The organism is Vibrio sp. Vb0598, from assembly GCF_033338935.1.
Lineage (GTDB): Bacteria > Pseudomonadota > Gammaproteobacteria > Enterobacterales > Vibrionaceae > Vibrio > Vibrio alginolyticus.
Genome location: NZ_JAWOTP010000002.1, coordinates 23,820 through 43,317, shown reverse-complemented (window position 1 = coordinate 43,317; position 19,498 = coordinate 23,820). Strand labels below are relative to the sequence as shown.

Sequence of the window (19,498 nt, the reverse complement as noted above, 5' to 3'; positions counted from 1 at the left end):
AACTCTACTATATATCGACAAAATGAATCTAATTTCATTAAACGAGTTGTGAAAGCCATCCTAACTCCCTCATTTCCTTCCAGTTCTACAAACTAGTAAGTGGAAGTGTAGAACTTGGGAACAATACTGAAGAGCCACGATGGCGTTTACTCTCTTTCGTCTAAGTCAGCTCGATTTGGCGCAAAACCCCAGACTCGGAAGCGAAATCTTGGTCGTGACTAATCAGAACAAATCCACCTTTGTATACATTTAACGCCTGACTAAGCATTATTTTTGACTCGAGGTCGAGATGGTTATCTGGTTCATCAAGCAGCAGCAAAGGCTGAGAATTTTGGTGGCTGACTATCAGCATCGCGAGCTTCATCTTCTCGCCACCGCTCAGTAGGCGCCCCAATCGAAACACTGCATCTCGACGAAAACCGATCCCGGCCAATAAGGTCCTCGCTTCACTTTCCGTCATCTCTTGGCAGCTCTCCATTACGTTCTCAAGTAACGAAAGATTTGGATTCACTGCACCAAAATGTTGGTCGAGATAATACAAAGGCGTATTCACTTGCAACTCACCACTCTGCAACGATAACTCGCCAAGCAACGTCTTTAACAAGGTTGATTTTCCGCAGCCATTTCTCCCTTTGAGATGGACTTTGTCGTTCGCAAAAATCTGCAACGTGATAGGCGTAGAATTCCCAAAAGGTAATATACCTTCTTGTATCGACAACACTTTTCGCGAACGGTTCGGATTATCTGTAAGATAAAGCTTTTGCGCCTTGAGTTGCTCATGTCGCGATTGCAACGCCTGTTCTTTGGCTTGTAAATGCGCTTGTCTGAGTTGCTCATTCTTATTGCGATTTGAAGCGCTGGCGGTCGCGCTATCCTTTTTTCCATCAAGCAAAATTTTGGGCTGACTGCCGTCTTTGCGCAGTTTGTTCCCTTGCGCGGCGCGTTGGTCTGCTTTTTCGCGATTTTTCTGGGCTTGCTCGGCTAACCGTTTTTTCTGTTTATCGACTTGCGCTAACTGCCTCTCGACCGCTTGCAGTTCAGTGCGTTTTTTCTCGGCGTACACATCGTAATTTCCACCAAAAGCCTGTAAACCTAGGCCCGATAGCTCCCAAATTTCCTCCATCTCTCGCAGCAGCTCACGATCGTGACTGATGAGTAAAATCGCACCGCTGAAATGCGTCATAGACTCTATCAGCCATTGTTTCGCCTCGGTATCGAGGTGATTGGATGGCTCATCGAGAATCAAAAGATCCGTTTCGTTTTCAAATAACTGCCATAACTGCAAACGCGCCAACTGACCACCACTGAGCCGAGCACAAGAGAAATCAGGGTCTTGCGGCAAGCCCATCGCAGCAAGCTGCTGTTTGAGTTTCAGTTCAATATCCCACTGTTCGCCAACCAGTTCGAACCAATGTTCAGAAACATCACCTTGTTCAATCTGCTTCAAAGCATGTAAGGCCGAGTCTGTTCCCAGAAATTGGGCGATCGATTGCTGACCTGAAAGCAGATCAGACGGCTGCTGGCGATACATCATGAAAGAAGAGGGAGCAGTCACAACACCGCTGGCAGGCTGAATTTCTCCCGCTAAAATGGAAGCCAAAAGCGACTTGCCGATGCCATTGCGCCCAACCAAACCAACACGTCGTTTAGTCATGGAACAAGAAATAGACTGGAATAGCGTATCGCCATTATCAAACTGATGGCTAACATTAAAAGCTTGTAAAACTGGCATAATTTGCCTCCTGTATGACAGGGACAACAGCCGTAGCTATGATTTGAAATGGCAACAAAACGCGTGCACAAACGCATTAAGCTCTATGTAAAGCTCGACGATATACGTCAAATCAAAAAGTCGTCTTGTTGCAAAGAAATATCGGAAAGTGAGCTACGCCTACTAACCCTGCAGATCCAAAAAATAAGTAAAAATATGGATGACAGGTTTAGTTCTTCATGTTGGCGTAATCTCCTAGAGAAATGATGCACAGAGTGTAGCCGCTTTTTTGTTCAAAAAGCAAGCTTTCTAACCAAATGTGAACAAAAAGAAAGTTTCACAGTAAGTTGTTATATCACATTAACTTTTTAACAAGTCTTTGAACAATTTCGAGATCTTAGCAACACAATTTTTATCCAAGCCATACTATGCTTAGAGTAAAGATAATCCACATAAGGGCGTGGTTATGAAATACAAACATATCCTTGTTGCACTCGAACTGTCAGATGAAAGCACCGTGCTTATCGACAGAGCGGTATCAATGGCAAACTATCTCGACTCCGATATATCCTTTATTCATATTGATGGTACGCACGGAGAAATCTATCGTGAGCTTGTAGACATCAAAGAAAACCCGGATCAAAGGCCGTTGAATGAGCATTCAATGGAATGTTTAAAAACATTTAGTGATTACATGGATTACCCACTTAAACATTTCTTCGTAGGTACTGGCGACTTGGCTGATAAATTAGAGGTCACCATTAAAGAGCAAGAAGTGGATCTTCTGATTTGTGGTCACCACCAAGATTTCTGGAGCAAGATTATTTCTTACTCCAGACACTTAATTAACAAGTCACCGGTGGATATTCTAGTCGTCCCTATTCATGATTAGTAAAACGTAACGCTTCCCAAAACCACCAATTTATTTGGTGGTTTTTTATTGATATTGAAACAGCTTAAACCGTTTTCCAAACTAGCTTGGCGATCATTTATGAGTTACATTTTCTAACCAACCCGCGCTCCTACTGGGCATGGTTATTTAGATAGCAAGGATCCCTATGGCAAATAAAAAAGTACTCATTCTCTTTGCTCATCCTTCCCAGCATCGTTCAGAAGTGAATACTCCACTTTTCAAAGAAGCTCAAAAAATTGAAGGCGTGACATGTGTTGATCTCTATGGCGAATACCCTCGTTTCGATATTAATATCGACCGTGAGCAGCAACGCTTACGTGAGCATGACGTGGTGATTTTCCAATTCCCACTATATTGGTATTCAACGCCTGCGATTTTAAAAGAGTGGCAAGATCTGGTTTTGGAATATGGCTTTGCTTACGGTACAGATGGCACAGCACTGCAAGGTAAGACCATGCTTTGTGTGCTGTCTGCAGGGGGTAAAGAAGAAGCTTATAAGGCAGAAGGCTACAACCACTTTACGATTCGTCAACTGCTTGCGCCTATTGAACAAATGTCCGCACTGACAGGCATGAACTACATTGCCCCTCTCGCGATGTTTGGCGCACGTACAGCAGATGAAGAAGGGCGAATCCCTCGTCATGTTGAGCGGTACAAGAGCCTGCTAACAGCTTTAGTCGAAGATAGGTTGGATGTTGAAGCTGCGGCGTCATTAATCAAGCTTAACAGCGCATTGCCAGAGCTCATTAAGGAGGCTTCATGACAGGGATATTCTTACAAGCCTTCGTATATTTGATTGCTGCTGTAATTGCAGTCCCACTTGCTAAGCGTTTGGGACTTGGGTCCGTTTTAGGCTATCTCATCGCAGGTGTGGTCATTGGCCCAATTATCGGTTTAGTCGGTGAAGAAACAACAACAATCCAGCACTTTGCCGAGTTTGGCGTGGTGATGATGCTGTTTCTCGTTGGTTTAGAGCTCGAACCCAAAATGTTGTGGGCGATGCGCAATCGCTTAATGGGTTTAGGAGGTCTGCAAGTCGGTGGTACCGTCGCGGCGATTATGGGTATTGCCTTGTACTTTGACCAGCCTTGGACCATAGCCTTAGCCATAGGTTTGATCTTCGCCCTCTCTTCTACTGCGATTGTTTTGCAAACTTTTAGCGAAAAAGGATTAACGAAGACGGAAGGTGGACAAAACGCTTTCTCCGTGTTGCTTTTTCAAGATATTGCAGTGATACCAATGTTGGCGTTCATTCCTCTATTGGCCTTACCTGAATTAATTGAACAGGCACAGTCCGCGGCTCAAACAGCCGCAGCGCACCATGAAGAATTAAGCCTCGTTGCGGGATTGCCAGGCTGGGCATACGGCATCGTAATCACAGCATCGATTGCAATCGTCGTCGTTGGTGGACACTTTTTAAGTCGACCTCTGCTCAATTATGTGGCTAGCTCTGGTTTGCGAGAAATCTTTACCGCAACTGCACTCATGCTTGTCATTGGTATCGCTGCACTAATGAGTTTAGTGGGCTTATCTCCTGCCTTAGGAACCTTCTTGGCTGGCGTTGTATTGGCGAACAGTGAATTCCGCCACGAGTTAGAATCCAATATCGAACCATTTAAAGGTCTATTGTTAGGTCTGTTCTTTATTACCGTTGGCGCAGGGATCAACTTCTCGGTCCTTTTTGGTGATTTCTGGTTGGTCATGGCATTGACCATTGGCGTGATGGTTTTGAAAGCCTTGGTGCTGTTTATTCTTGCACTGATATTTAGGGTGAAAGGCAGCAACCGCTGGCTGTTTACCCTAAGCTTGGCTCAAGCAGGTGAATTCGGCTTTGTGCTTCTAAGCTTTTCAGTGCAAAACCACGTCATCCCATTTGAACTCTCACAAACTCTTGCGTTAGTGGTTGCGATTTCGATGTTCCTGACACCAGGTTTGTTTATTCTGTTTGATAGAGTGATTCTGCCGCGCTTTGAAAGCCAGTCAAATGAACGCGAAAGCGATACGATTGAGGAAACAGGCACGGTGATCATCGCCGGCATCGGCCGCTTTGGACAAATAGTGAATCGCCTATTGGTATCAAACGGCGTGACTACCGTGGTACTTGACCATCAATCTGACCAAGTCGATAACATGCGCCAGATTGGCACTCGCGCCTATTTTGGCGACGCGACTCGACCAGATATGCTACATACAGCCGGCATTGAGCACGCCGCTGCGTTGGTTGTGGCGATTGATAACCAAGAATCGAGTGTAGAACTGGTGAAGTACGTTAAGCACACGTACCCAAAAGTAACAGTGATTGCACGTGCCTTTGACCGTGGACATGGCTATCTTTTGCGTCAAGCGGGGGCTGATATTATTGAATCAGAGACCTACCATTCTGCATTGGAGATGGGCGGTCACACAATGAAAGCCCTTGGCATTCACCCCTTCTTTGTTGAACAACAGAAGGCGACATATAAGCGTGTTGAAGCACGTAAGTCAGAAATACTTTACAAAGCTTGGGAAGATGATTCTGAAGGTGAACGCTATGACAACAATTTCCGACAACTGTTTATTCAGTTAGAGGAGAAAATGGCGGAAGAGATGCAAAAAGATCGTCATGACAAACTATCGCGGTCAGAACGTGGTTGGACACCGCCACCTAAAGGTTACGCAGATGACTTTAATGAAGATAACGTCCAAGAGCTAACACCACCAAGAGAAGAGCCTATCCAACGATAACGCACTCCATATTAAAAACCTCCCGCTTGGGAGGTTTTTATTTTTTCAGTACAGAGCCACACGCCGTGCAGGATAAAATGATCTTCTCGATATTACATAAGATCATTCATTAAAATCTCATACTCTTCGTTTGCTTCTTCCACTAAATGAGAAAGCTCTAACGCATCAGTAACTGCAAGATTGAACTGCCACGGAGTTGTGTCTTCTTTACCACAGATTCGAGTTTCACACCCACGACTCTCAAAAGACAAATCATCAAACTCTGTGGTGTGGCGCTCTTGAAGTTCAACAATCTCAACTTCTAATTTACCGACAGGATTGACTTTAACGTGGGCATGTAACTCCGAACTGTTAGACAAACAATAATCTCTATGAACCGCAATCATGGCCGCCTCCTTGGTCTGCCAACTGACAACTCAACATTGAGTGTAGACGAGGGATTTTGAACGTGGCGTGAAATAATAATGAAGATTGATCTGTCTCATTAGAACAGACAATTGTTGCCATGAAGGCATGAGCCAGTATGAATCTCATCTGATTTAAATTGTTCTGAGATCGTAATAGTTGGCATTTACCGAGACTTTCCCTATTATCGAAACAAAATTACTGTGGTCATTCTTTAGAGGTCAGTATGGAGCTTGAAGCCGTTGCTAAAGCACTAAAAGAGTTAGGGCATCCGACTCGTTTAAGTATTTACAAAGAAGTCGTCAAAGCGGGATACAAAGGTATCGCGGTAGGCGGCGTACAAGAAAAGCTTGGCATTCCAGCATCCACTCTCTCTCATCATATCTCTAGCCTTGCTTCAGCCGGTCTTCTCACCCAGCGCCGTGAGGGTAGAACCCTTTTTTGTGTTGCAGAATATCAGTGCTTAGATGACGTAATTGGTTTTTTAAAAGCAGAATGTTGCGTTAACGAGTGCTCATAAATTTCTAGCAAAAACGAGAGAGTTTGAGTTTATATTGAATTTCAGCAGAACGTGAATGACGATGAAAAACATACACACCGAAATTGCTAACCTCGGTGTGTACATCTTCTAGTTCGCGACGAGTAACATTGACGACTTAGATGGTACGATTAACTTACCGTCAGTTGGAATGATTTGTTCTGTCATCAAATCAACCCAATTACCATCGATTTTTAATGTCAAAGACTGTTGACGCTGTGATTTATTAAGCACCACAATACCTTTGTCACCTCGCTTAAGTACGAGCATGTCATCGTTACCTTCAAGAACACTCATCGGCTCGCCATGCGTCATATTATGGAACTGGATCATTTTTGCCATACTCGGATCGCTCCATGCACCCTGCCATCTTGGCTGACCATTTTTGCCTTTAATACCGCTGGTGTTTAAGTCGGTATAAATCAACGGCACACCACCATCTCGGCCTAGAATATAGGCATAAGCTAACCATTCGTTTTCCTCGTCCATGATGAGATCAAGAAAGACATCATTGTTAGGAATATCATGTGTGATAGCAAATGTAATCGCACGACCGGGGGACAAAGCCTGACCAAAACAATAGGGATCAATCAGAGACTTGAAGCTGCCCTTTTTAGCAAACGCCTTAAACATGGTTGAGAACAAAGGGAAATCGTACGCACCTAGGCGAGTTTCCTGTAGATACGGCTCAAGAAACAGCTGATACTCTTCTTCCGTCGCACCGCCATCGGTAATAATTTCACCAAATATATGCACATCCCGCGTGATGTCGTCTGTCCAAACACGCTTAAGATGCTCTAACGTCATGTGTTTCGCAGCGTCAATACGAAAACCTTTCACACCAATAGCTTTCAGCGCTTTTAGGTACGCTCGCTGCTGCTCAACGACATGGTCACAAACACGAAGAGTTGGCAAGCCAGGATCGGTTGGTCCACCTGTGATACGTCCGTTTTGAACCTGCCACTTATCTTTCCAGTCTTTGATGCCGAATGCTTCAACAAAGTCCTCTTCATCAAAAAGTGGTTGAGATAGATCGCCAAACAACGCTAGCGACTGATATTTCTGCTTGTTGTTCTGGTATTCCTCCAAGACCTCTTGTCTTGGGTACTGAAGGTCTCTGCGAAGGTGGGCCTCATTTGCCATATGGTTAAACACTACGTCGGCATAAACCCACACACCAACTTGCTCCAGTTCACGAACCATATGAATAAAATCTTTGGTATCACCCAAGGCATTATCGATAACACGATAATCTTGTGGTTGATAACGCTGCCACCAGCGCTCATCGTGTGCGCTTTTCATTGGTGGCGAAACCAACACAGAGCCATAACCAAGCTTGCGGATTTCTTTTGCTCGTTGGGCAATGTCAGCATACTTCCAATCAAACGCATGTAAGATAACGTTTGCACCGAATGATTGTGTTTCCTGTGAGCCACTCATGTTGTTCTCCTGCTCGTTTCCACTCACGATTACTTGTTTGCATTTTTTTGTGAGTGAATTCAATAATCGAAATTATAAAAGCTATTCATCAGAGGCACTCACCCTTTTAGCACTAACTCAAGGCTGAAATCGAAGGCGTAGCGACTCATCCATTGCACAGCGATAAATCGTTCTGAGTGAATAACGGGCACACAACATACAACCCAAATAGCCCAACACAGACCTAAAACATTGTTTTGCTTAGCAAAAACTTCAATTTAAAAAGATAGAACATAAGACCTATGTACGCCCTAAAATAGGCCCAAAGGATAAAAATAGCCAAGCCAACCCGTTGAGTAATCAATTGTTAATAAAACGAAACTGGCAGGTGGATCACGTTTGGCGCGTTTCAAAAATCCAGTAAATCACCATACCTAGTGTTAAAAGACTAAAGATTTCTGTTTGTATCTGTCCCGAAATGACTTCAAAATGCGAAACTTAGCTTATCTCTATGGGGGTATGCTCTACCTTGGAGGATAATATTGAATATCAAAGAATTTTCTGACCTCGTCGGGCTATCTGCTCATACTCTTCGATACTATGAAAAAATCGGTTTACTTAAACATGTCCATAGAAACGCGAGTGGACATCGAATGTATAGTTCGAAAGATCTAAACTGGATAAGCTTTGTTAAACGTTTAAAAGAAACTGCAATGCCACTTGAAGAGATTCTAGAATATGCCAAATTAAGGGAAGTCGGCTCTCAATCTGTACCACAACGTCAAGCCCTGTTAGAACAACACCAAGAAAACCTCAAACGCCACATTGAGCAACAGAAAAAGCACTTATCGGCTCTAGAAGAAAAAATTGCCTTGTATAAAAGCGGAAAAGTTCGTTGACTTAGAGTTAACTCTAACGATTAAGGTGTGTTTACGTTTATTCACTAGGAACATACCGATGGAACAATCACGCTTTAACAAAGGATTAGAACTACTCTCTCAAATTGATGGCGACGCTGGTCATAATGTCATCGAAACCTTACAAGATATTTGTCCAAATTTAGCTCAGTACACCATTGAGTATCCGTTTGGCGATATTTATGCTCGCCCGGGCTTAGACCTAAAATCGAGAGAAATCGCAACCGTCGCCGCGCTAACGGCAATGGGGAATTGCGCGCCGCAACTAAAAGTGCACTTAAATGCAGCGCTGAATGTAGGCTGTAGCGAGGATGAGATTAAAGAGATCATTTTGCAGATGTCCGTCTACGCAGGTTTTCCCGCGGCATTAAACGGCATGTTTGCATTCAAAGAAGTGCTAGCGGAAAGAGCAGAGTAATAACGACGTTGAAATCAATTTAACCGCAATTAAAAACGGCCCTTGGGGTTCGGGCCGTGATTAAAACAACGAGTGAATTAGCGCTCAGGAGTTTCAAGCAGTTTAACCGCGCAATCTACCGCGTTGTTAATGCCTTGACTGCTCTCCAACTTGCCTGAACTTGCAGGACCAAGGGCACAAGAATACAAAGCCAGCTGCTTATTGAACGGCAGATCCAACTGTTCATAGAGATTTTGTCGGATTCTTGCATGTTGTTCTGGTTCTTGGTTAGCAAGGCTAATCAACGTTTCATAAATAAGCGTTTTCATGTCTTTCCCTTTTCACTTTATTGCACGGGGTGCATATATATTGTATCCATTTGGGAAGCACAAATCAGAAGCTAGGTCACAGAACGCGTCGCTAAAAAAGTTTATGTGCGCGGTAAATTGCAATACAAACCTAAAGCCGTTTAGAAAAAGGGCAACTGATAACTCGATAGATCAGCCGATTAACTAGCATTCGCCGCTGTTTGTTTATAATCGTGTCCGATATAAACAAAAACGTCGCTGTATCAGCGACGTTTTATCTCGACTTTAGTCAATCGAATTTTTTAGTTGAAGTGCACTAGCATTTCAACGTCATCGCCTTGCTCTGGAGCCTGAAGAGCGAAGTGCACGTACCCTGCTTCAGTAACAGGAATCGCAAGGTATTCATTGCTGCCTGCATAGTTGGACGCATACTCGTGCTGCTCTACTGTAGGCCAATGCTCCCTACTCGCGTATAGATCGACATTACCAGTTTGAGAGTGAGCCGTTAGCCATACACGAACCTCTTCAACACCTTCAGGCACATAAACTGCTGCATAACGCTGCTTGTGAACGGTAAGCATTTTGGCTTCACCAGACTCTAATACCACAGGTGCTAAATCATCTTGCACCTGGGTTGGCGGTGTTTGCGCTTCCACTTCTAACGCAGCCACAAGATTCACTGAGTCATAGCTATCACGTCCAGTTAAGCTGATGTAGTAACGACCCGCTTTAACGTAACCATCTTGCTCTGGTTCAAACACAATCTCTTCATTGCTGCCATCAGCATATTGACTCATTTCGAAATCATAGTAATGCGCGACTTTGTTGTAGCTCATGTAAAGATCCGCATCACCCGCACCCTCAATAGATACATTGAAGTTAACGGTGTTGGCTGGAACATCAACGTAGAACAGTTTTTCGCTGTATGCTTCGCCACTGAGCTGAAGGCTTTGGTTCGCCGTCAATTCAGTCACTTGTGCTTCAGGGCTTGTTGGTTCTGTTGGCTCTTCTGGGTCTGTATCAGGTTGCTCAGGTTCCACTTTTAATGTGTCCAACCAACGTTCAAACTCAGCATCGTATTGTTGACCTAAAGACGTCACCTGCTGTGCCCATTGTTCGAACTGGCCAGAGCGCGACAATGCCAACAAGCTTTCGACGTCTTGTGGATGATTTTCTAACATGAATCGAACAGCTAGATAACCCCAACGATAGATACGATTGGTATCGTGAGAGTACGTGGTATCAAACACAGTGGAAAGGCTCAGTTTACCATCTGCAATCAGCTCAATCGCAGCTTGGTAACCTTGCTTGTAATGCATGTATTCAGCAAAACCTTCTAGCCACCAAACAATATGACCATGAGCCAAGTTATCGCTGAACGAACCGTATTGGTTAAATCGTGCATCTAAATAGTGCGTGTATTCATGTTCTAGGTTCAAGATAGAGAGATCTTCACCATTCGCGTAGCGATAAGCGACGAAACGCGCAGTATTGTCCGCTTTTGAAGGGTCACCTTCTAGGTACTGACCACCGTTGTCCGTTGTATTACCAAATAGGAATGAAGAGTAATCAACGTAACTAGTGTTACTCGCGAATACCGCCACTTCAACACGATCATTCAAATCATCAGCGACAGGTTGATTACCCGTATTCGCAACTCGATGGAAGTCGGCTTCTTTTGCCGCTAGCACTTCACACGCTTTCGCTGCTTGAGCATCGGTCAGATCCTCAGAGCGAATAATGGCAGGTCCCTGACATTCAAAACGATTTGGCATTACACGTGCAGCTAAATCTTGCTTGGCTTGCTCAATATTCAGACCATTTAGGCCTTCTGGTGCGTAGTAGCTCATCATTTCAACGGCAGCAAGCCATAGTTTGTCATGCTCACTACCCAGTGGATAACGCTGCATCACCTGTTGCATTACTGCCAATGCTTTGCGTTTGGTCTCCTGATCTGGGCTCGCGAGCAAACGACCAGTTTCACGTAATGCATTGAAAACGATAAAGCTTGCATCCGTATCTAATGCCCAAGCATTATCAGATGCGAATTTCACCAACGTATCAATATGGTGAGTATTGTTTGCCATGTATCGGTAGAACGCATCGTTCGCCGCATGGCCTGCCATAGAGCGGAACAAGTTGTTTAAACCATCGACCCATTGCGTGTCCTGCGCGGTTTCACGATTAAAGTGCATCAACGCGGCCATCATGCTATCCATGGTCAGCGGCAACTGCTTAACGTTATCAACCATCAAAGTCAGGCTCTTCATTGCACCAACTTGTTCACGACCTTGATCCAAAGCATGAGGATTGTTTAGGAATAGGTTCGTCGACTGAGCAAAACGCTGACTCAACGCTTGCGAAAACTCAGGTGTACCAGTACCAGCGTTGTAGCGAACGTAGTAGGCCGCTCGAATAAATTCGCCTAGGTTCTCTAGAATACGAGCTTGATCTGCTTCACCACGATAGCGAGCGATTTCTTGATCCAGCGCGACTTGGATACGGCTTAGGCTCGCTTCACTATAGATATCATTCAGCGTTTCTGAAGGTGCTGAAAACCAAGCGTGGTAGCAATCATACTCAGCACCAGAAACGGCAGTAGCCAGATCTCGCGATTGTTGTAAATCAGCAACAGCACACTGATTTTGTGCAAAAGAGAAGCCAGACACACTCGCTAGCATACAAGCAAGCGCCAAACGATGGCGCGGGAAAAAACGGATATGAGACATAACAACACTCATTGATTATTAACATACATTGAGTGGGGGTTTATATTCTTTACAGCTCAAACAGTGAAATCAGTGTCATAAAATTTATGAAACCGCTCCCAAAAATAGGTCTTTTACTCTAATTAAATGGGAGCAATCCCACTCCAAAAAAACTCACAATTACCAATAAAAACATTAATTTACCTTTTTCTAAATAACGACTTTATGAGGAAAATTGCCCTTAAACGCCCCCCTTAACTCTTCCAGATAGAGTTCACGACAATCAAAGGTTCTAAATTAAATTTTGATGCTTGATACCATCTATTTTTATTTGTGACTCATTCCCAATAAGTCACAGAGTGCATATCAAAAGGTTGGCATTAATGGTAAATTCTCCGCCAAATCAAACACATTTACTCCTCCAGTCATTGATGAGTGAATAAAGCAGATATTTGGCTAGGGATAATACATGTCACTTTGGGGATTTTGGGGAGCGGGGATTGCCTACTTCATGACAACGTTTGCCTTTGTTTTTGGCGGCATTTTTTGGTTATGTTCTGAAGGTAATACATTAAGAGAAACAAAGCGCCAATCATCAATAATGTCCGGGGTTATTGCTTGTACTATTGGAACTTGGGTGCTTGCTTTTGGTGTTTACGTTTACGGTTACTTTTGGGATAACTCTTCTCACTATTATTTTTATTTGCTCGCTCCATGGGGACTTGCCATTTTTGGGGTAAAACTTCGTAACCGCTGGGTTAAGCGATACGCGCGTGTAAAACACGCAAAAGAAGAACAGTGGCAAAAGCACTGGCGAGAATTATTAGGGGAAGATACTGAAGAGCTTCCACCATATACACATGATTACGAGCTCTACTCGGGCATTTGGCAAGCCAATGAAGCGCTCCAAGAACAGTGTTTTGCAGCCCTTCCTCACGGGAAAGCAGTCTACGAGAGAGTGAAAGCCTTCCAAACGATGGCCTCCCCCGCTGGTGACATAAACAATCAAGTTTTGCTGAGTAAACTCGATCAACTAGAGGATGAAATCATTCAAGTTCTTGAGCAACACTCGCAAAAGAAAGTAAGCATTGAAACTGGCGCAGGTACTTTACACAAAGAGTCAAAACGCAATGTTTATCACCATGAGAATGGCCCAACAGAAGAGCAACTGTACGACTCAATCAACCTCCAACATGATTTGGATCGAGAGCTACGCAACATTATCTATGATCGGCTCGGTTACGATGGCGAAGATGAGTACTTTTTCCTCCAAGCGCCACTCGAAGAGCTTACCGAGAATGAAACCGCAATCAACTGGATGCTCTGGGGGTTAGTAAGCAACCATTTTGCTGTTGACCCATACCAAACGGCGTTGGATCTCAGCCTAATGAATGCGGAACCAAGATGGGGGCAAAATGAACGGTTTGTAATGATTACGGCTCAATAAACGCAAGTACTAAGTCTAATTTTAATACAACCTATTCTGAGACCACCCTCGCGTTGGTTAACTTAGCCAGTAAGCGGCCAACGCGATCGCGCATTTCACGTCTATCGACAATCATATCTAGCGCACCATGCGCTAGTAAAAATTCACTTCGCTGAAACTCGTCTGGTAACTTTTCACGTACCGTTTGCTCAATGACCCGTCTTCCCGCAAAGCCAATACTTGCTTTAGGTTCACCAATATTGATGTCTCCTAACATGGCTAAACTCGCCGAGACGCCACCATAAGTTTGGTCCGTCAATACTGAGATATAGGGTAATCTGTGCTCAGATAAGTGGTTTAACGCGGCGCTGGTTTTTGACATTTGCATTAGTGCCACCAAAGACTCTTGCATGCGCGCCCCTCCGCAAGCGGAAAAACATACTAACCCAGATTTTGTATTAATTGCGCTTTCAATTGCTCGGACAAACTTCTCGCCAACCACTGCGCCCATCGAGCCTGCCATGAAAGAGAATTCGAATGCACACGCAACAACAGGCAGCCCCAATAACTTGCCCTGCATCACCACCAACGCATCTTTTTCTCCAGTCGTTTTCTGCGCTAAAGCAATTCGCTCTTTATATCGCTTTAAGTCTTTAAAACCCAAAATATCTTGTGGCTCCAACTCACTTGCCAACTCTTGTTGTGTTCCATGGTCCAGAAAAGAGAGCAACCTTTGACGCGCAGCCATTCTCATGTGATATGAGCATTTAGGGCATACTTCCAAATTTTCTTTTAACGCGGCACGATAAAGTATTTGTTCACACTCAGGACACTTTGTCCAAACGCCCTCAGGGATAGACGCTTTGCGCGAACCTATTATATTTTTATTCTCAAATAACCGTTCTAACCAGCTCATAAATTCACCACTATTGATTACGTTCTAGCGCGATATCTCGTTGTTTGTTCGCTTAAACTTGTAAATAAAATTGTATGTAACTTAGTACAGGGATAAAGTGCGATATGCTGGCTTGATAATCCAATAAAGTGGGATAATGAAATGTTTGATAACGTTGACCAAATCTGGTTAAAAAGTTTTCACTGTGTTTATGAGAACAACAGCTTTAAGCGAGCCGCTGAATGTTTGAATATACCAACATCAAATATCAGCCGACACATTGCCCTGCTTGAAGAAAAGTTAAACATTAGGTTGTTCAATAGAACAACAAGGCGAATGACGCCTACCGAGGCTGGAGAAGAGCTCTATAGCAGCACTCGTCCGTTATTGGAGCAACTCAACGCTGCACTAGAAACGGTAACGCGCCACTCGCACACGGTAACAGGGGAACTGCGAATTCTTATGCCAGACACACCTGTACTGGCCAAAGCGGTTGTCACCTTTTGCACGCAATACCCGTCAATCTCTTTGTCTTGCGATACAACGCTAAACCCTAAAGATGATGTTATTGACAGCTTTGATGTCATTTTGAGTTTTCATAGAGGGACTTTGTCAGACAGTAACTGGGTGGCGAGAGAGATAAAACGCTGGCCCAGTGCCATTTTAGCCGCGCCTCAACTAATTGAGAAATACGCCACCCCTTACAAAATTACGGATCTAAGTCATGTTCCCTGCATCACGACGCTTACCGCAGTAAATGGTGCACCATGGGTATTCAGAAACCCTGTTGGGGGCCATATTACTCAAACTGTGCAATCTTCATTCAAAGTAAACAGCGGTCATCTCGCCAGATATGGCGCGTTATTAGGGCTTGGATACGCAATATTGCCAATTGAGTCATGCCAAAATGAGATCAAAAATGGTGAGCTAGAAATCGTCACTCTAGAGTACGAACCTGAGGATTTAGTGCTTTACGCCTTTTACTCGTCAAGAAAACATGTAGCTAAGAAAATATCTATGTTTGTTGAACATTTAAAGCAAAACGCAAAACTCAACGCCTAGCTAAGCTTTACTCAACTAATTTATCGTATTCTGTTTTATCGTCTAGAAAGGACAAACACCGCTAAGCGATTTGAGACTCGATTTTTTCAAATAAAAAAGCCAGCAATTAACATTTACTGGCTTTTATTAAAGAGGGTCAGTTGGCGTTTAGATTCTAAACGCTCCTACGTGACGATCGAGTGTTCGCGATAGCTCCGCGAGTTGTTGACTTGATTCTTCTAGTTGCTCACTCGCTGTTAGCGCACTTTTCACTGAGTGGCTGACGGTATCCATGTTCATATTAATTTCGTTTGCTACCGTTGATTGCTGTTCTGTTGCGGTTGCTACTTGAGTATTGATATCTGAAATAGTCGTCACTTGTGCAGCTATTGCTTCTAAAGCCTGTCGAGCTAACTCAGTTTCTGCCGTTCCTTCTTCAATAAGAGTCTTACTATTACTCATTGAATTCACCGCACTTTGAGCTTCAGTTTGTAGCTGGTGAATCATATTGTCAATTTCATCGGTAGAATGAGCCGTTTTAGTCGCTAGGTTGCGAACTTCATCAGCTACGACTGCAAAACCTCGGCCGGCATCACCAGCGCGTGCCGCTTCGATAGCCGCATTGAGAGCCAATAGATTGGTTTGCTCCGAAATACCTCTAATCACCTCTAGAATACTACCAATCGACTGAGTATTTTCAGCAAGACTCACGATAATGTTGGAAGTGCTGTTCATCTCGTTTTCAAGATTAGTCATCGCCGTTTTGGTTCTTTCTAGCGTCGTGTAGCCATCTTGCGCTTCATTACTTGCTGCACTCGCAGCATTTGCCGCTCCGGCAGCATTGGAGGCAATTTCATTGACCGTCGCAATCATTTCGTTCATGGATGTGACAACCAGCATGGTTTGCTCGTTCTGCTCTTGCCCTCTTGTGAGCGCTTGTTGAGATTGCCCACGCAAAGCGACAGCTGAACTATTAAGCTCCACACCAGTATTTACAACTTGTGTAATAATCTCATGTACTTTCCCAACAAAAACGTTGAAAGCAGAAGAAATTTGCGCGACTTCGTCATTACCTTTCGCTGGCAAACGAACGGTTAAGTCTCCGTCTCCTTTTGAGATGTCTTGTAGAGCGTCTTTAAGCGCAGAAAGCGGTCTCATCAGTTTATTTAGCAGAAGTGACAGAATCAAAACACACATAACGAAGATCGCCACCATAGAGATCAACTGGTAAGTAATAATTCCATTCGTCGCTTGGCTCACTTCAGTAATAGGAATACCGATATCAAAAGTACCGTATAACTGACCATCCACATAAATTGGTGCCATGATGTCAAACACCCATACTTTCTGGACATCGGCATACCACTTTGAGTACTGTTGAACACCTCTCGTCGCGCCTTCAACAGTATATTCATCGTTATAGGTTTTGTTCAGCTTGTGCTTATCACTGTGGGCTACTGCCGTTACGTTACGGTCAATTACAACGGCATAACTCACGTCTGAACGTTGTTTCAGCCCCTCAACAAGCGATTGTAAATCTTGCATTGGATTGGCTGAGTTCTCCAAAATATAACTCGCATTTCCCGCTAGAAACTCAGCTTGAACTTGGGATTTGTTTAAGATGATGTCATCGATTTTCTGACTCGAAATTAGGTACGTTGATGCCATACTCGCCACGACAGCAATACCAAACATGGCGCAGACTGCTAATAAGATGATTCTTTTCATTATAATTGTCTCAATACAATTCAATTGATGCTCATTAATCGAGCGCTAAGCCTTTCTTCTCCAAAACCAACCAAACTGCATTTTGGGTCTGTTTGGCAGAGCAAGACATAACTTTATAACTATGTATCTGCTTGGTTCCCGATTACTTTAGACAGAAGGAAAAAAAGTCTTCAAAACGTCACATTTCTACGAGGTTTGGCGAAGGGACGAGTACGCAAAAGGAAACGTTTGCATAGTTAAATTTAACTATGCGACCAAATTGGTATCGAACATTAAAGAAAAGAGTTCTAATTAGCGTTTTGCCGTCGGGAGCGCTGTGGTCAGTGCTCCCGTTTTATCATTTAGTATCTCAGGTTCAGATATTAGAGCCACAATTGCAGCGGTTGTAATCCGAGATGCTTGGTGAAGCGAGAATGACTTGGTTTGTAGATATGGCAGCGATGTCAGATCGAGTGATTCTCAATCAAGAATCGGCAGCAAAATATGCAAACCAAGGCATGAAGCCATTGCCCATAAAAAAAGAAAGGAAAAAATCTTTACCACAGAGTTTAACTCGTCAGCGATATGTATCCATGCATACCCATGTATAAACCAACTGCACTGATCAAGACGCCCGATAAGTAGGGAGCTCGACGTGCAACATCATTCAAACCGCTCCATTTAGATGTCGCTTTTTGCACGCCCACTGCTGCCACAACGCCAACAGCAACCAGAGTCAAGGCTAAGCCAATACTGAATGACACAACTAAAGTCGCACCAAGAGTCATTGCCTTAAGCTGCAAACAGATAAGCAAAACCGTTACCGCAGCAGGGCATGGAATCAAACCGCCCGTTAATCCAAACAGCAGAATTTGCCCATTCGTCACGTCTCGATTCTCAAAGCGCTTTTGAATGTCTAAAGCGTGAGCGCGCTCGTGAGCATCTTGATATTCCTTATCTTCGCTTTCTAAATGAGAACCAGGACGGAAATGCACATCAAAGTCATGGGTATGATCATGGTGCCCGATGATCAAAGTGACAGAAAGTCCATTAGAGACTTCAATGCAAGACGCCGATTCCAAGTATCCATCACGCTCTATAAAGTGATAGATATCAGCAGGTTGATAACAATCACTCGATACCGAAACCTTGATACCTTCCGCAGTTAAAGGTTTACCGCTGAGTGTTCGCAACTGGAAACGGTGATGGTCCCCTTCCTGTGTAATCGAAAGCGAAACATGCCCATGTCCTGTATCCACAACTTGCGTCGTCCAGTCGCGAGCATGATCCTGAGCTTTGTTCCAAGCTCGCTCATCGCTCCATGTCCGCCAAAACATCCATACGCCGGTTGTCACGATAATGACCCCAGAGATAAGTTGCATCCATGGTTCAGCCGCTTCAGCGGTGAATTTCTGGCTAATATACATCCCACCAACAGCGATTAACCATACAATTGCAGTGTGAGAAAGTGTGGCAGCTAAACCCAGCATCACGGCTTGTTTGACCGTTCCTTTCACCGCGACAATGAACGCCGCCATCATCGTTTTAGAGTGCCCAGGTTCTAAACCATGCAAAGCGCCAAGAAAAATGGCACTGGGAATAAAGAACCACCCATTACCTTGTTGTAGTAACGCGACAAAATCCATTGTTGTTCTCTGTTGTTGATTCTAATTTATCGCAAACTATACTCCCCCCTAGTATTAAATACTACCCCCAGTATAAATTGAATGCTACATTATCAGTTAGAATAACTCGGCCCGTAACTTAAAGAAGATAAGACATGTCGCATACAACCAGAGATCAAAAGAAGCTCAACACTCGAGTCAGTAAAATACAGGGTCAGGTGAATGGACTTAAAAAAATGCTGGAAGAAGAGCATGAATGCCAAGATGTGTTGCAGCAGATTGCCGCTATTCGGGGAGCAGTAAATGGTTTGATGCGAGAAGTAATTAAAGGTCACTTACTTGAACACGTCGTACTTGAGGAAGACAAAACTCAACGTGAAAAAGATATGGAAGTCGTATTAAAAGTACTGGACTCTTATATAAAGTAACCCTACTTCGCTAGAGTAAAGTCACTAGGGTTAAACTCTAATATATCCTTTATAGGTAATCGCTTACTAAGCGGGAAATAACAATGGCAGAGATAGACTATACTACCTGCCATTTACATAACAATATATTCCGTAACAACCTCACTTAGTGCCGTAAATTCCCTAATAATGCTCACATCAATCATTCTGGCTGCAACTTTAACCAGAACCGACTTGATACACATAGGGGCAAAATCTATTCAGGTTGGAAAGTACTTATATCCATCAGATGGATAACTTTAACTCACACAAATTGAAAAAAGCCAGCTATCTAGCTGGCAAAAGGCATTGTGAAAA

The 19,498-nt window shown here is 43.8% G+C and carries 17 protein-coding genes; 9 read left to right on the top strand and 8 right to left on the bottom strand.

Features of this window, described 5'->3' with window-relative positions; all coding sequences use genetic code 11:
• Window positions 1-160: 160 nt before the first annotated feature.
• Complete coding sequence (locus R7Q38_RS02765) at window positions 161-1,732, bottom strand: ATP-binding cassette domain-containing protein (RefSeq protein ID WP_033906795.1); 1,572 nt, start codon at window positions 1,730-1,732, stop codon at window positions 161-163.
• Window positions 1,733-2,177: 445 nt separating this feature from the next.
• Here R7Q38_RS02765 and R7Q38_RS02760 point away from each other — a divergent pair, with 445 nt between their 5' ends.
• The 3 genes from R7Q38_RS02760 to R7Q38_RS02750 all read left to right on the top strand — a co-directional run bounded on the left by R7Q38_RS02760 (window position 2,178) and on the right by R7Q38_RS02750 (window position 5,348).
• The gene (locus tag R7Q38_RS02760) at window positions 2,178-2,603 is read left to right on the top strand and encodes a universal stress protein (protein WP_005375398.1); all 426 of its coding nucleotides are present in this window, start codon (window positions 2,178-2,180) and stop codon (window positions 2,601-2,603) included.
• 166 nt (window positions 2,604-2,769) lie between these two features.
• Window positions 2,770-3,387, top strand: coding sequence for an NAD(P)H-dependent oxidoreductase (locus R7Q38_RS02755; RefSeq protein WP_005375391.1), 618 nt, complete (start codon window positions 2,770-2,772; stop codon window positions 3,385-3,387).
• Window positions 3,384-5,348 (top strand): monovalent cation:proton antiporter-2 (CPA2) family protein, encoded by a 1,965-nt coding sequence (locus R7Q38_RS02750; protein ID WP_005375390.1) that lies wholly within the window; start codon window positions 3,384-3,386, stop codon window positions 5,346-5,348. The genes R7Q38_RS02755 and R7Q38_RS02750 overlap by 4 nt, the downstream gene beginning before the upstream one ends.
• A 92-nt stretch (window positions 5,349-5,440) precedes the next feature.
• Here R7Q38_RS02750 and R7Q38_RS02745 read toward each other — a convergent pair whose 3' ends face one another.
• Window positions 5,441-5,734, bottom strand: coding sequence for a hypothetical protein (locus tag R7Q38_RS02745; protein WP_005375389.1), 294 nt, complete (start codon window positions 5,732-5,734; stop codon window positions 5,441-5,443).
• A gap of 245 nt (window positions 5,735-5,979) precedes the next feature.
• Here R7Q38_RS02745 and R7Q38_RS02740 point away from each other — a divergent pair, with 245 nt between their 5' ends.
• On the top strand, window positions 5,980-6,273 hold the full coding sequence (locus R7Q38_RS02740; protein WP_005375388.1) for an ArsR/SmtB family transcription factor: 294 nt from the start codon (window positions 5,980-5,982) through the stop codon (window positions 6,271-6,273).
• Between the two features lie 108 nt (window positions 6,274-6,381).
• On the opposite strand, the gene R7Q38_RS02735 is transcribed toward R7Q38_RS02740, so the two are convergent.
• Window positions 6,382-7,731, bottom strand: a complete 1,350-nt coding sequence (locus R7Q38_RS02735) for an alpha-amylase family protein (protein WP_213906041.1) — start codon at window positions 7,729-7,731, stop codon at window positions 6,382-6,384.
• A gap of 521 nt (window positions 7,732-8,252) precedes the next feature.
• On the opposite strand from R7Q38_RS02735, the gene R7Q38_RS02730 reads away from it, so the two are divergent.
• Window positions 8,253-8,609: a MerR family transcriptional regulator gene (locus R7Q38_RS02730; RefSeq protein WP_005375386.1), complete on the top strand. Its 357-nt coding sequence runs from the start codon at window positions 8,253-8,255 to the stop codon at window positions 8,607-8,609.
• Between the two features lie 58 nt (window positions 8,610-8,667).
• Window positions 8,668-9,045 carry a carboxymuconolactone decarboxylase family protein gene (locus R7Q38_RS02725; protein ID WP_318114024.1) on the top strand — a complete coding sequence of 126 codons (378 nt, stop codon included), beginning with the start codon at window positions 8,668-8,670 and terminating at the stop codon, window positions 9,043-9,045.
• A gap of 77 nt (window positions 9,046-9,122) precedes the next feature.
• Here the strand turns inward: R7Q38_RS02725 and R7Q38_RS02720 are convergent, their stop codons facing one another.
• Window positions 9,123-9,353, bottom strand: coding sequence for a PAS factor family protein (locus R7Q38_RS02720; RefSeq protein ID WP_318114022.1), 231 nt, complete (start codon window positions 9,351-9,353; stop codon window positions 9,123-9,125).
• Window positions 9,354-9,634: 281 nt separating this feature from the next.
• Window positions 9,635-12,061, bottom strand: coding sequence for a M9 family metallopeptidase (locus R7Q38_RS02715; protein ID WP_005375382.1), 2,427 nt, complete (start codon window positions 12,059-12,061; stop codon window positions 9,635-9,637).
• 448 nt (window positions 12,062-12,509) lie between these two features.
• On the opposite strand from R7Q38_RS02715, the gene R7Q38_RS02710 reads away from it, so the two are divergent.
• Complete coding sequence (locus R7Q38_RS02710) at window positions 12,510-13,487, top strand: hypothetical protein (protein WP_318114020.1); 978 nt, start codon at window positions 12,510-12,512, stop codon at window positions 13,485-13,487.
• A 31-nt stretch (window positions 13,488-13,518) separates the two neighbouring features.
• On the opposite strand, the gene accD is transcribed toward R7Q38_RS02710, so the two are convergent.
• Window positions 13,519-14,382, bottom strand: coding sequence for an acetyl-CoA carboxylase, carboxyltransferase subunit beta (gene accD, locus R7Q38_RS02705; protein WP_239939339.1), 864 nt, complete (start codon window positions 14,380-14,382; stop codon window positions 13,519-13,521).
• Between the two features lie 141 nt (window positions 14,383-14,523).
• Between accD and R7Q38_RS02700 the strand changes: the two genes are divergently transcribed.
• The gene (locus R7Q38_RS02700; RefSeq protein ID WP_005375376.1) at window positions 14,524-15,423 is read left to right on the top strand and encodes a LysR family transcriptional regulator; all 900 of its coding nucleotides are present in this window, start codon (window positions 14,524-14,526) and stop codon (window positions 15,421-15,423) included.
• A 147-nt stretch (window positions 15,424-15,570) separates the two neighbouring features.
• Here R7Q38_RS02700 and R7Q38_RS02695 read toward each other — a convergent pair whose 3' ends face one another.
• Together R7Q38_RS02695 and R7Q38_RS02690 are read right to left on the bottom strand one after the other, a co-directional pair.
• Window positions 15,571-17,130 carry a methyl-accepting chemotaxis protein gene (locus R7Q38_RS02695; RefSeq protein ID WP_017635256.1) on the bottom strand — a complete coding sequence of 520 codons (1,560 nt, stop codon included), beginning with the start codon at window positions 17,128-17,130 and terminating at the stop codon, window positions 15,571-15,573.
• Between the two features lie 548 nt (window positions 17,131-17,678).
• Window positions 17,679-18,755, bottom strand: coding sequence for a nickel/cobalt efflux protein RcnA (locus R7Q38_RS02690; RefSeq protein WP_239938535.1), 1,077 nt, complete (start codon window positions 18,753-18,755; stop codon window positions 17,679-17,681).
• 134 nt (window positions 18,756-18,889) lie between these two features.
• Between R7Q38_RS02690 and rcnR the strand changes: the two genes are divergently transcribed.
• Window positions 18,890-19,162 carry a Ni(II)/Co(II)-binding transcriptional repressor RcnR gene (gene rcnR / locus R7Q38_RS02685; protein WP_005375370.1) on the top strand — a complete coding sequence of 91 codons (273 nt, stop codon included), beginning with the start codon at window positions 18,890-18,892 and terminating at the stop codon, window positions 19,160-19,162.
• Window positions 19,163-19,498 lie beyond the last annotated feature (336 nt).